Below are 11,948 nucleotides of genomic sequence, written 5' to 3'. Positions count from 1 at the left end.
CCAGCGCGGCGCGTGACTGGGCTGCCGGGGACAGCCCTCGACGGGTCGCGGCGACCTCGCGCTCGTGCAGCACCGCCATGCGGCGCAGCTCGCGGTCCAGCGCGCCTCCGCCGTCCACCCTGTCCGTCGTCTGTTCGTCGGCCGCTCTCGTGTGCGTGACCGTCGTGCGTGCGGTGCTGCGGTGCGTGCTGCGCGCCACGGCGCCCTCCCCTCGTCCGCCGCGTCGCCGCGGCTCTCACGGGGGCAAGGAGCAACGAGCACCGCGGCAGATACCCGCGGCGAGGACGGCGGCCGAGACCGTGTCAGACGATGTCGACGACCGAACCGGCCAGCGCCGACTGGATCGCGACCACGTTCCACACCGTCACCGCGATCTTCAGCAGGCCGCAGCCCGCGAGCGCGATCCACAGCACGCGCGACGGCGCCGAACGGGGCGGTAGCGCAAGCAGGCTCAGCACCCCGACCAGCGGGAGCGTGACCAGGACCATGAACAGGGGCACCGAGCCCACCCAGGCCTGGCCCGCGGCGGAGACGGGGTTCACCTCGACGAGCCCGCCGACGTGCGGCAGCAGGCTCGTGGTCACGGCGTCGCCGACCGCGCCGAGCATGGCCCACACGGCGAACCTGCGGCGCCAGCCGGGCACGCTCCAGGCACGGGCGGCGCCCGTGAACCAGTCGCCCTGCTCGGCCATGACCGTCCTTCCGTGGTGTGCGTCCCTCGACATCATCGACCGGCGGGAACCGTTCGTGACCTGCTCTGCGGGCGATCTCACCCGGGTGCAACCGGCGACGCGCCGGAGCCGCGCAGGACTCGCCGGATCGGCGAGGATGGGTGACATGGCGCGCGACCGCTTCCCCCGCTGGGTGTACGGCACCGGCACCGATCCCGACGCACGCTTCTCGCTGGCGAACGAGCGCACGTTCCTCGCCTGGGTCCGCACCGGGCTGGCCCTGCTCGCCGGCGGCGTGGCGCTCGAGGCCCTCTCGGTGCCGCTCGAGCCACGGTTGCGAACCGTCGCCTCCGTCGTGCTCGTCGTGCTCGGCATCCTCGGGCCGGTGCTGGCCTGGATCGGCTGGGCGCGCGCCGAACGGGCGATGCGCGAGGACCGACCGCTGCCGGCGCCGTCGGCCTTCGGGGTGCTGGTCGTCGGCGTGCTCCTCGCCGGCGTGCTGGTGCTGGCAGGGATGCTGCTGCGGTGAGCCTCCCCGACGGGCGGCCGAACCGGCCGGTGCGACCCGGGCTCGCGGTCGAACGCACCGCCCTCGCCTGGCGGCGGACCGGCCTGGCTCTCGCGACCGGTGCGCTCGCCGGGGGTCGCCTGCTCGAGCAGACGTTCGGCCCGGTCGCGTGGCTGATCACCGCGGCGGCGCTGCTGGCAGCCGGTGTCGTCACGTTCTCGGCGCACACCCGCTCACGGGCGGCTCACGGCGTCGTGCCGCCGTCGCAGCGCGAGACGACCGGGAGCCTGGTGGGCCGTACCGGCGGGCGTCTCGTGACCGCCTGCGCCGCCGGGGCCGCGGTGCTCGGCCTCATCGGGCTGGCGATCGTCCTCCGTCTCGGCTGACGCGGCGCGCTCCGTGCGGGCTGGGGCGACGCGCGATCAGACCCCGTACGCGGCGAACGCGCGGTCGGTCGTGACGATCTGCTTGCCGAGCGGCATGAGCGAGACCGGGATCATCTTGAGGTTCGCGATGCCCAGCGGGATGCCGATGATCGACACGAAGAGCGGGATCGCGGTCGTGATGTGCCCGATGGCCAGCCAGACCCCCGCGACGAGGACCCAGACGACGTTGCCCAGCGTCGACCACGCACCCGCCGTGGGGACGTCGACGACCGTGCGACCGAACGGCCACAGCGCGTAGCTGGCGATCCGGAACGAGGCGATGCCGAACGGGATCGTGACGATCAGCAGGCAGCACACGAGGCCGGCGAGCACGTAGCCGAGCGCGAGCCACAGCCCGGCGAACACCAGCCAGATGAGGTTGAGCAGCGTCTTCACGGCCTCACCGTCGCACGCCGAGCGCCCCTCGGGCATCGGGGACGACCCCGAGACGACCCTGAACCGTGCCTCACGGCACGCGGGCGGTCCACGTCGGGTCGGTGAACTTCGTCTCCATCAGGTGCGCGGCCTGCTGCAGCTCCTCTGCGCGCAGCTCGCCGTCGACCGTGGCGTACCGGGACCGGAAGTGCGCCTTGAACGCCTCGATCACGGCCTCGCGCGGCAGGTGGGTCTGCGAGCGCACCGGGTCGACCCGCTTGACCGCGCTCGTCGTGCCCTTGTCGGACAGCTTCTCGCGGCCGATGCGCAGCACCTCGAGCATCTTGGCCGCGTCGATGTCGTAGGACATCGTCACGTGGTGCAGCACGGCGCCGCCCACGACCCGCTTCTGCGCCGACCCGGCGAGCTTGCCGTCCGGTGAGGCGATGTCGTTGAGGCCGGCCAGGAAGGCGTGCACGCCGACGTCCTCGAGCGCCCCGAGCACCCACTGGTTGAGGAACCCGTAGGACTCCTCGAAGCTCATCCCGTCGACCAGCGAGGTCGGCACGACCAGCGAGAACGTGATGCAGTTGCCGGCCTCCATGAACATCGCCCCACCGCCGGAGATGCGCCGCACGACCGTGACGTCGTACCGCTCGGCGGCCTCGAGGTCGACCTCGTTGCGCAACGACTGGAACGAGCCGATGACGACGGCCGGCTCGACCCACTCCCAGAAGCGCAGCGTCGGGCCGCGTCGACCGGCGGCGAGCTCGTCGGTGAGCACCTGGTCGAGCGCGGTGTGCATCGCGGGCGGCAGCGGACCGGGGTGGATCAGCTCGAACGTGTGGTCCGCCCAGGCGGTCGAGAATCCGAGCGCCCGGCGCGTGGCGACCGCCACGGCGTGCGCGTCGAACCCGACCATCGCGACCGGGCCCGGCAGCGTCCCGTCGGCCTGCGCCCGCTCGAGCCTGGAGCCGATCGCCTCGACGAGGCGGCTCACCGCGGCGTCGTGCGGCAGCCCGACGAGCGCCTCGGCGACCAGGGGCAGCGCCTCGTCCGGTTCGAGGAAGAAGTCGCCGGAGACGACGACCTCGGTCAGGGTGCCGTCGTCGACCTCGAGGTCGACCACGACGAGCTTGCCACCGGGAACCTTGTACTCACCGTGCACGGCTCCACCCTAGGCGCGGACCGGTGCGGACCGGCGCGGGCCCGACACCCCCGGCGTCGCCCGGGTCCGTCGGGGCGCCCTCAGCGCGGCGGCACGCCGAGACGACGCAGCCCCCAGATGGCCGAGTCCGTCAGCGCCTCCCACGACGCCTCGAGCAGGTTGGGGCCCACACCGACCGTGCTCCACGCCGTGCCGCCGTCCGTGGTCTCGATGAGCACGCGCGTGACCGCGTCCGTGCCGTGCATCGCGTCGAGGATGCGCACCTTGAAGTCGATGAGCTCGAACGTCTCCAGCTCGGGGTAGACGCGCACGAGCGCCTGCCGCAGCGCGTGGTCCAGCGCGTTGACCGGACCGTTGCCCTCCCCGGTGCTGACGATGCGCTCGCCGCCGGCCGAGAGCTTGACGGTCGCCTCGGCCACCGCGAGGGTGCCGCGCCCGCCGGACCGTTCGACGATCGTGCGCCAAGACTCGACCGTGAAGTACTGCGGGCGTCGACCCTCGACCTCCTCGACGAGCAGCAGCTCGAAGGAGGCGTCGGCCGCCTCGTAGGTGTAGCCGTTGGCCTCGGCGTCCTTGACCCGGTCGGTGACCCGACCGAGCACGTCGGGCCGCCCGGACAGGTCGAAGCCCAGCTCGCGACCCTTGAGCTCGATCGAGGCCCGACCGGCCATGTCCGAGACGAGCATCCTCATGTCGTTGCCGACCTCGAGCGGGTCGATGTGCTGGTAGAGGTCCGGGTCGACGCGGATCGCGCTGGCGTGCAGCCCGGCCTTGTGCGCGAAGGCGCTCGCCCCGACGTACGGCTGGCGGGCGAACGGGGAGATGTTCGTGATCTCGCTGATGGCGTGCGCGATGCGCGTCATCTCGGGCAGCCCGCCCAGGCCACCGGCACCCGCGCCGCCGTCGGCCGCCCCCAGCACCGGCCGGCCGAGCTTGAGCTCGAGGTTCGCCACGACGGCCAGCAGGTCCGCGTTACCCGTGCGCTCGCCGTAGCCGTTGACCGTGCCCTGCACGTGCGCGCAGCCGGCCTCGACGGCGGCGATCGTGTTCGCGACCGCGCAGCCCGAGTCGTTGTGGGCGTGGATCCCCAGGATCGGCACCGGGCCGACCGCGGCGCGCACGTCCTGCACGATCCCGGTGACGAACCGCGGGAGCATCCCGCCGTTCGTGTCGCACAGGCAGACGACCTCGGCGCCCGCCTCGAAGGCCGTCAGCACCGCGGCGCGCGCGTAGCGCGGGTCGAACCGGAAGCCGTCGAAGAAGTGCTCGACGTCGACGACCACGCGGCGGCCCTCGCGGACCAGCAGCTCGACGGTGTCGGTGATCATCGCGAGGTTCTCCTCGCCGGTGGTCCGCAGCGCACGTTCGACGTGGCGCAGGTCGCTCTTCGCGACGAGCGTGACGACGGGCGCCTCGGAGTCGATCAGCGCGCGCACCTGCGTGTCGTCGACGGCCCGCGTCCCGGGCTTGCGTGTCGCACCGAACGCCGCGAGCTCGGCGTTGCGCAGGTCGAGCTCCTTGGCCGCACGCTTGAAGAACTCGGTGTCCTTGGGCACCGCACCCGGCCACCCGCCCTCGATGTACCCGACCCCGAGCTCGTCGAGCAGCGGGGCGATCGCGAGCTTGTCGGAGACCGACAGGTTCATCCCCTCCTGCTGGGCGCCGTCGCGCAGGGTCGTGTCGTACACGTGGAACGGGGTGCTACCGGTCACGAGTCGCTCTCTTCGGTAGGGGTGGCGTGCGTCGATGCCGCTGCTGTCGAGTGTGGACCGCAGGGCGGGGGTGTGCCGTGCGCGGGATCGACGTGTCGGACGGGCGGGGGTGGTGCCCGACCAACAAAAAGACCCCCCGAGATCGGGAGGTCTGCGCGTCTGCCGGTGAGGTGGCGGACGCGCTACACGATGATGAGGGTGAGGGTGGTCACACCGCCATGGTGGCACACGGTCCCGGCGGGCGGCAGCCCGTCCGGCCCGTGGACACCCCGCTCAGGTCGGCGGGGCGCCCACGGCGCAGGAACAGGCGGGGACGGACGATCCGGGGACGTCAGACGAGGCGGTGCAGCCAGCCGTGCCGGTCGGTCGCCCGCCCGTACTGGATGTCGGTCAGCTCCGAGCGCACGCGGCTCGTGACGGCACCGGCCTGCCCGTCACCGACCGCAAGGTCGAAGTCGGTGCCGGCGAGGCGACCGATGGGCGTCACGACGGCGGCCGTGCCGCAGGCGAACACCTCGGCGACCGAGCCGTCCTCCAGCCCGGCGCGCAACGCTGCCAGCGGCAGCGGACGCTCGTCGACCTCGTGACCGGCGTCGGTCAGCAGCTGGATGATCGACGACCGCGTGACGCCTTCCAGGATCGTGCCGGACAGCTCGGGCGTGGACACGCGGCCGTCGGCGTGCACGACGAACACGTTCATCCCGCCGAGCTCCTCGAGCAAGGTGCTCGTCGCGGCGTCGAGGAAGCACACCTGCTCGCAGCCCTGGGCGTACGCCTCCTGCTGCGGGAGCAGGCTCGCGGCGTAGTTGCCGCCGCACTTGGCTGCACCGGTGCCGCCGGGGCCGGCGCGGTGGTAGTCCTGCGCGACCCAGATCGAGACGGGCTTGACCCCTCCGGCGAAGTACGGGCCGACCGGGGAGGCGATCACGAGGAACTCGGCCTCGAGCGAGGGCCGCACGCCGAGGAAGTTCTCCGAGGCGTACATGAACGGTCGCAGGTAGAGGGACTTCTCCTCGCCGGACGGCACCCACGCCGCGTCCGTGGCGACGAGCGCCTCGACGGCGCCGAGGAAGTCCGCCTCGGACAGCTCGGGCAGCGCCAGCCGGCGGGCCGACGCGGCGAACCGCGCGGCGTTGGCCTGCGGCCGGAACGTCCACACCGACCCGTCGGCGTGCCGGTAGGCCTTCATGCCCTCGAAGATCTCCTGCGCGTAGTGCAGGACCGCGCAGGCGGGGTCGAGCAGCAGCGGGCCGTACTTCTCGACGCGCCGGTCGTGCCAGCCGCCCGCCTGGGACCAGGTGACCCGGGCCATGTGGTCGGTGAAGACGGTGCCGAACTTGGGGGCGGCGAGCGCGGCGTCGCGCTCGGCCTGGGGACGCGGGGTGTCGCTGCGCCGGATCTCGAAGAGGTCGGCGGACGACGACGTGAGGGTGCTCATCGGGGGGCCTTTCACCAGGGTCAGGAACGACGGTACCGGTGAGGACGGCCGGGTGGAACGACTCGGCGGACCTCGACGCGGACGTGCCGCGGCGAGGTGCTCGCGCAGGATCAGCCGGCGACGCGCGCCGCGAGGTCCTTGCCCACCTCGGCCGTCGACCGTACTCGCCCGCCGCGCTCGGCCAGGTCGGCCGCGACGGCCGCCTCGACCCGCGCGGCCGCGTCGACGTGCCCGAGGTGGTCGAGCAGCAGCGCGACCGAGAGGATCGTCGCGGTCGGGTCGGCCTTGCCCTGACCGGCGATGTCGGGGGCGGACCCGTGCACGGGCTCGAACATGCTCGGAGCCGTGCGGTCCGGGTTGATGTTCGCCGAGGCCGCCAGGCCGATGCCGCCGGTGATGGCGGCTGCGAGGTCCGTGAGGATGTCGCCGAACAGGTTGTCGGTCACGATCACGTCGAACCGGGACGGGTTCGTCACCAGGAAGATCGTGGCGGCGTCGACGTGCAGGTAGTCCACGGTGACGTCCGGGAACTCGGCGTTGACGGCCTCGACCGTACGGCGCCACAGGTGACCGGCGTGCACGAGCACGTTGTGCTTGTGCACGAGCGTGAGCTTCTTGCGGGGACGCGCGGCGGCCCGGGCGAACGCGTCGCGCACGACCCGCTCGACGCCGAAGGCCGTGTTGACGGAGACCTCGTTGGCGACCTCGTGCGGCGTGCCGACGCGGATCGCGCCGCCGTTGCCGACGTACGGCCCCTCCGTGCCCTCGCGCACGACGACGAAGTCGATCTCGCCGGGGTTCGCGAGCGGACCGGTCACACCGGCGAACAGCTTGGACGGGCGCAGGTTGACGTAGTGGTCGAGCGCGAACCGCAGCTTGAGCAGCAGGCCCCGCTCGAGGACGCCGGAAGGGACGGACGGGTCGCCGATCGCGCCGAGCAGGATCGCGTCGTGCGTGCGGATCGCGTCGAGGTCGGTGTCCGTGAGCGTCTCGCCGGTCGCGTGCCAGCGACGGGCGCCGAAGTCGAAGTCGGTGGTCGAGACGGTCGTGCCGCTGCCGGCGAGCGCCGCGTCGAGGACCAGGAGGCCCTGCTCGACGACCTCGGTGCCGATGCCGTCACCAGCGACGACGGCGAGGTTGATGTCCCGGGCAGGCGCGTTGTCGACCATGCTCGCAGGCTACTCCTCGTCCCACCCGTCGGGACGGGCGTCTCACCTGGCGGATCGTCGCGCGGACGCTCAGAGCGAGGTCCGCGGGTAGACGACCTCGAACCGCTCCTGCACCACCGGCAGGTCGACCGAGAACCGGTCGTCACCCAGAACTCGCCGCCAGTACCGCTCGTGCTCCGCGCGCCACGACCCCAACGACCCGTCGTCCTCGCCCTCGGCCGAGGCGAAGTCCTCACCCACCTGGTCGAAGGGTGCCACCTCCACCTGCGTGGTCCGCAGCAGAGCACGCGGCTCCCCCGCACCGTCCAGCACGATCGACAGGTCGCCCTCACGAGGGACGGACTCGCCCGCCTCCTCCAGCTCGAGCAGCGTCGTCGCCGTGGCCGTCTTACGGCCCTCGAGGACGAGAGCGAGCAACGCGTCCGCCAGCACCACGTCGTCCCCGAAGGACCACGTCGGCGGTGCGACCACGTCGGCAGGCTGCGTGCCGACCACGAACTCGAGCTTGCCGAGGCCGAGATGCCCGCGAGCCGCCTCCCAGAACGCCGCGATCCGCTGGTCCTGGTCGTCTGCGCTCATGGCCGTGCTCCGCTCGTCAGTGACGGCCGCATCCACGCGGTCCGCCGCCATGGTGCCGGACACGGCAGGTGGGAGCCACCCCGAACGTGTCGGGGCGACTCCCACCTACGCCTCAGCGCGGTCCGCAGAGAACCTCACCCGCCCGCTGTCCTCGTGGTCGGGTTCGGCTCTGCGCCGACCTGCGGCGGCGGCCGCCCTACGGGCGACCGCCACCTCCGCCTCAGCGCGCCGCCGAACCCTCCGTGTAGTCGGAGTCCGCGGGCTTGACCCAGGCGAACAGCTTGCGCAGCTCGCGGCCGACCGGCTCGATCGGGTGGTTCTGGCCCTTCTCGCGCAGCTCCTTGAACTCCGGCGCGCCGGCGTCCTGGTCGTCGATGAAGCGCTTGGCGAAGGCGCCGTTCTGGATGTCCCCGAGGACGGCCTTCATGTTCTCCTTCACGTCGGGCGTGATGACCCGCGGGCCGGAGACGTAGTCGCCGTACTCGGCCGTGTCGGAGACCGACCAGCGCTGCTTGGTGATGCCGCCCTCCCAGATGAGGTCGACGATCAGCTTGAGCTCGTGCAGCACCTCGAAGTACGCGACCTCGGGCTGGTAGCCGGCCTCGGTCAGCGTCTCGAAGCCGTACTGGATGAGCTGCGACACGCCACCGCACAGGACGGCCTGCTCGCCGAACAGGTCGGTCTCGGTCTCCTCGGTGAAGGTCGTCTTGATGCCTGCGGCCCGCAGACCGCCGATGGCCTTCGCGTACGACAGCGCCAGGTCCCAGGCCGCACCCGAGGCGTCCTGCTCGACGGCGACGATGACCGGCACGCCACGGCCGTCGACGTACTCGCGACGGACCAGGTGACCGGGACCCTTGGGGGCGACCATGAACACGTCGTGGCCGGCCTCGGGCTTGATGTAGCCGAAACGGATGTTGAAGCCGTGGCCGAAGACCAGCGCCGCACCCTCGTTGAGGTTCGGGGCGATGTCGTCGCGGTACAGGTGACGCTGCACCTGGTCCGGCGCGAGGATCACGACGACGTCGGCCTCCTTGACCGCCTCGGCGACGGGCAGCACGCGCAGGCCCTGGTTCTCGGCCTTGGCCTGCGAGGCCGAGCCGGGACGCAGGCCGACGCGCACGTCGACGCCGGAGTCGCGCAGGTTCAGGGCGTGGGCGTGCCCCTGGCTGCCGTAGCCGATGACGGCGACCTTCTTGGAAGCGATGACAGACAGGTCGGCGTCGTCGTCGTAGAACAGCTCAGCCACGATGGCTCTCCTTGGGTGTGGGTGTGTGACGGGAAGCGGTAGGGGTCAGGCCGAACGGCTGACGCGCTCGAGAGCGCGGTCCGTGATGGAGCGTGAGCCACGGCCGATGGCGACGGTGCCTGACTGCACGATCTCACGGATGCCGAAGGGCTCCAGGGCGGTGAGCAGGGCCTCGAGCTTGCCCGGGCCACCGGTCGCCTCGACGACGACCGTGTCCGGGACGACGTCGACGACGTGCGCACGGAACAGCTGGACGACCTCGAGCACGTGCGTGCGCTGCGCCGTGTCGGCCTTGACCTTCACCAGCAGCAGCTCGCGCTGCACAGAGGCGGCGTCCTCGAGCTCGACGATCTTGATGACGTTGATCAGCTTGTTCAGCTGCTTGGTCACCTGCTCGAGCGGCAGCTCGTCGACGTCGACGACGACCGTGATGCGCGAGATCTCCTCGTGCTCGGTCGGGCCCACCGCGAGGGAGTGGATGTTGAACGAGCGGCGCGCGAAGAGCCCCGCGACGCGCGTGAGCACGCCGGGCTTGTTCTCGACGAGCACCGACAGCGTGTGACGGCTCATGCCTCAGTCCTCCCGGTCCCACGCCGGGCTGATGCCCCGGGCGTACTGGATGTCGTCGTTGCTGACCCCGGCGGCGACCATCGGCCACACCATCGCGTCACGCGAGACGGTGAAGTCGACGACGACCGGCTGGTCGTCGATCTCGAGCGCCCGCTTGATCGTGGCGTCCACGTCGGCCTTCGTCTCGCAGCGCAGGCCGACCGCACCGTAGGCGTCGGCCAGCTTGACGAAGTCGGGGATGCGCACGGTGCCGTGACCGGTGTGCAGGTCGGTGTTGGAGTAGCGCGACTCGTAGAACAGCGTCTGCCACTGCCGGACCATGCCGAGCGAGGAGTTGTTGATGATCGCGACCTTGATCGGGATGTCGTTGATCGTGCAGGTCGCGAGCTCCTGGTTGGTCATCTGGAAGCAGCCGTCGCCGTCGATCGCCCAGACCGTGCGGTCCGGCTGGCCGACCTTGGCGCCCATGGCCGCCGGCACCGAGAAGCCCATGGTGCCCAGGCCGCCGGAGTTGAGCCACGCGTTCGGCCGCTGGTAGCGGATGAACTGCGCGGCCCACATCTGGTGCTGGCCGACGCCCGCGGCGAAGATCGCCTCGGGCCCGGACAGCTCGCCGATCCGACCGATGACGTACTGCGGCGCGAGGTGGCCGTCCTCGGGCTCGTCGTAGCCGAGGGGGAACGTCTCGCGCCAGTCGTCCAGCTGCTTCCACCAGGCGGCCAGGTCGGGCTTGCCGTGCACGCCGTGCTCACGGGCGAGCTCGGGCAGCAGGTCCGCCAGGACCTCCTTGAGGTCACCGACGATCGGCACGTCGGCCGTGCGGTTCTTGCCGATCTCGGCCGGGTCGATGTCCGCGTGCACGATCGTGGCGTGCGGCGCGAAGCTCGACAGCTTGCCGGTGACGCGGTCGTCGAACCGCGCGCCCAGGGCCACGATCAGGTCGGCCTTCTGCAGCGCCGCGACCGCGGCGACCGTGCCGTGCATGCCCGGCATGCCGAGGTTCTGCGGGTGGGAGTCGGGCAGCGCACCGCGCGCCATGAGCGTCGTGACGGCCGGTGCCCCCGAGGCGTCGACCAGGGCTCGCAGCTCGGCGGAGGCACCCGAACGGATCGTGCCGCCCCCCACGTACAGGACCGGACGACGAGAGGTCGCCAGGAGGCGGGCCGCCTCACGGATCTGCTTGGAGTGCGGCTTGGTGACCGGGTGGTAGCCGGGCAGGTCGAGCGCCTGCGGCCAGCTGAACATCGTCTGCGCCTGCTGCGCCGACTTGGCGACGTCGACGAGCACCGGCCCGGGCCGACCGGTCGAGGCGATGTGGAACGCCTCGGCGATCACGCGCGGGATGTCGTCCGCGTTCGTCACGAGGTAGTTGTGCTTGGTGACCGGCAGCGTCATGCCGACGATGTCGGCCTCCTGGAACGCGTCCGTCCCGATGAGGGAGGCGCCGACCTGACCGGTGATCGCCACGAGCGGGATCGAGTCCATGTTCGCGTCGGCGATCGCGGTGACGAGATTCGTCGCGCCGGGTCCGGAGGTCGCGATGCACACGCCGACCTTGCCGGTGGCCTGCGCGTAGCCCGTCGCGGCGTGGCCCGCGCCCTGCTCGTGGCGCACGAGGATGTGGCGCATCCGGGTGGAGTCCATGAGGGGGTCGTACGTCGGCAGGATCGCGCCGCCCGGGATGCCGAAGACGACCTCGGTGCCGGCCTCCTCGAGCGAACGGACGATCGACTTCGAGCCGAGGACCTTCTCGGGGCCGACGACGCCGACGACCCGCGTCGGTGCGGTGACGACGGCGGGCGCGGGCGCCGGGACTGCGGCGGGCGCGGCTGCTCGGGCGGGGGCCGCGGCGCCCGGAGCGCCATGGCTCGGTGTGCGCGGCGGGGCCGGATGGGGACCCTGGACCATCGATGTCTCCCTGGGTCGTGCTGGGACGTACCGGACGTTCGTGCTGGGTGCTGCTGGGTGTCGCTGGCCGGACATGAAAAGACCCCTCGGCCCGGAGCCGGGCTGTCGAGGGGTGAGCGCGCTGACGAGACCTGTGCGGTGTGGCCTAGCCGGCGCGCCCAGGAAGTACTACGAGG

General features: G+C 71.9%; 12 protein-coding genes. 2 read left to right on the top strand and 10 right to left on the bottom strand.

The features are described 5' to 3' along the window. Positions 1-302 precede the first annotated feature (302 nt). Positions 303-692, bottom strand: a complete 390-nt coding sequence (locus tag BKA22_RS13640) for a DUF5658 family protein (RefSeq protein WP_146954768.1) — start codon at positions 690-692, stop codon at positions 303-305. Positions 693-837: 145 nt separating this feature from the next. Between BKA22_RS13640 and BKA22_RS13635 the strand changes: the two genes are divergently transcribed. Together BKA22_RS13635 and BKA22_RS13630 are read left to right on the top strand one after the other, a co-directional pair. Further along, positions 838-1,200, top strand: coding sequence for a YidH family protein (locus BKA22_RS13635; RefSeq protein WP_218866661.1), 363 nt, complete (start codon positions 838-840; stop codon positions 1,198-1,200). After that, the gene (locus BKA22_RS13630) at positions 1,197-1,565 is read left to right on the top strand and encodes a DUF202 domain-containing protein (protein ID WP_146954766.1); all 369 of its coding nucleotides are present in this window, start codon (positions 1,197-1,199) and stop codon (positions 1,563-1,565) included. The genes BKA22_RS13635 and BKA22_RS13630 overlap by 4 nt, the downstream gene beginning before the upstream one ends. A 36-nt stretch (positions 1,566-1,601) precedes the next feature. On the opposite strand, the gene BKA22_RS13625 is transcribed toward BKA22_RS13630, so the two are convergent. From BKA22_RS13625 to BKA22_RS13585, 9 genes are all read right to left on the bottom strand, one after another. Continuing rightward, on the bottom strand, positions 1,602-2,000 hold the full coding sequence (locus tag BKA22_RS13625; RefSeq protein WP_179561783.1) for a YccF domain-containing protein: 399 nt from the start codon (positions 1,998-2,000) through the stop codon (positions 1,602-1,604). A gap of 70 nt (positions 2,001-2,070) precedes the next feature. After that, positions 2,071-3,147 (bottom strand): lipoate-protein ligase small subunit, encoded by a 1,077-nt coding sequence (lplB, locus tag BKA22_RS13620; protein ID WP_146954764.1) that lies wholly within the window; start codon positions 3,145-3,147, stop codon positions 2,071-2,073. Between the two features lie 80 nt (positions 3,148-3,227). Beyond that, complete coding sequence (gene cimA, locus BKA22_RS13615; protein ID WP_371863677.1) at positions 3,228-4,793, bottom strand: citramalate synthase; 1,566 nt, start codon at positions 4,791-4,793, stop codon at positions 3,228-3,230. A 397-nt stretch (positions 4,794-5,190) separates the two neighbouring features. Continuing rightward, the gene (locus BKA22_RS13610) at positions 5,191-6,297 is read right to left on the bottom strand and encodes a branched-chain amino acid aminotransferase (RefSeq protein ID WP_146954762.1); all 1,107 of its coding nucleotides are present in this window, start codon (positions 6,295-6,297) and stop codon (positions 5,191-5,193) included. Positions 6,298-6,407: 110 nt separating this feature from the next. Beyond that, on the bottom strand, positions 6,408-7,466 hold the full coding sequence (locus BKA22_RS13605; protein ID WP_146954761.1) for a 3-isopropylmalate dehydrogenase: 1,059 nt from the start codon (positions 7,464-7,466) through the stop codon (positions 6,408-6,410). A 69-nt stretch (positions 7,467-7,535) separates the two neighbouring features. Next, complete coding sequence (locus BKA22_RS13600) at positions 7,536-8,045, bottom strand: ASCH domain-containing protein (RefSeq protein ID WP_146954760.1); 510 nt, start codon at positions 8,043-8,045, stop codon at positions 7,536-7,538. Positions 8,046-8,265: 220 nt separating this feature from the next. After that, positions 8,266-9,294: a ketol-acid reductoisomerase gene (ilvC, locus tag BKA22_RS13595; RefSeq protein ID WP_146954759.1), complete on the bottom strand. Its 1,029-nt coding sequence runs from the start codon at positions 9,292-9,294 to the stop codon at positions 8,266-8,268. Between the two features lie 45 nt (positions 9,295-9,339). Further along, the gene (gene ilvN / locus BKA22_RS13590) at positions 9,340-9,864 is read right to left on the bottom strand and encodes an acetolactate synthase small subunit (protein ID WP_146954758.1); all 525 of its coding nucleotides are present in this window, start codon (positions 9,862-9,864) and stop codon (positions 9,340-9,342) included. Positions 9,865-9,867: 3 nt separating this feature from the next. Further along, on the bottom strand, positions 9,868-11,772 hold the full coding sequence (locus BKA22_RS13585) for an acetolactate synthase large subunit (RefSeq protein WP_146954757.1): 1,905 nt from the start codon (positions 11,770-11,772) through the stop codon (positions 9,868-9,870). Positions 11,773-11,948: the final 176 nt, after the last annotated feature.

The organism is Cellulomonas soli, from assembly GCF_013409305.1.
In the GTDB taxonomy this organism is placed as follows: domain Bacteria; phylum Actinomycetota; class Actinomycetes; order Actinomycetales; family Cellulomonadaceae; genus Cellulomonas; species Cellulomonas soli.
The sequence above is the reverse complement of the archived record's forward strand: the minus strand, read 5'-3'. Positions and strand labels throughout refer to the sequence as shown.

What these genes read in the sequence shown, in the direction of transcription:
- BKA22_RS13610 (WP_146954762.1), bottom strand. Translation starts at nt 6,297, where the DNA reads ATGAGCACCCTCACGTCGTCGTCCGCCGACCTCTTCGAGATCCGGCGC.
- BKA22_RS13640 (WP_146954768.1), bottom strand. Translation starts at nt 692, where the DNA reads ATGGCCGAGCAGGGCGACTGGTTCACGGGCGCCGCCCGTGCCTGGAGC.
- BKA22_RS13635 (WP_218866661.1), top strand. Translation starts at nt 838, where the DNA reads ATGGCGCGCGACCGCTTCCCCCGCTGGGTGTACGGCACCGGCACCGAT.
- BKA22_RS13605 (WP_146954761.1), bottom strand. Translation starts at nt 7,466, where the DNA reads ATGGTCGACAACGCGCCTGCCCGGGACATCAACCTCGCCGTCGTCGCT.
- cimA (WP_371863677.1), bottom strand. Translation starts at nt 4,793, where the DNA reads ATGAACCTGTCGGTCTCCGACAAGCTCGCGATCGCCCCGCTGCTCGAC.
- BKA22_RS13600 (WP_146954760.1), bottom strand. Translation starts at nt 8,045, where the DNA reads ATGAGCGCAGACGACCAGGACCAGCGGATCGCGGCGTTCTGGGAGGCG.
- ilvN (WP_146954758.1), bottom strand. Translation starts at nt 9,864, where the DNA reads ATGAGCCGTCACACGCTGTCGGTGCTCGTCGAGAACAAGCCCGGCGTG.
- BKA22_RS13585 (WP_146954757.1), bottom strand. Translation starts at nt 11,772, where the DNA reads ATGGTCCAGGGTCCCCATCCGGCCCCGCCGCGCACACCGAGCCATGGC.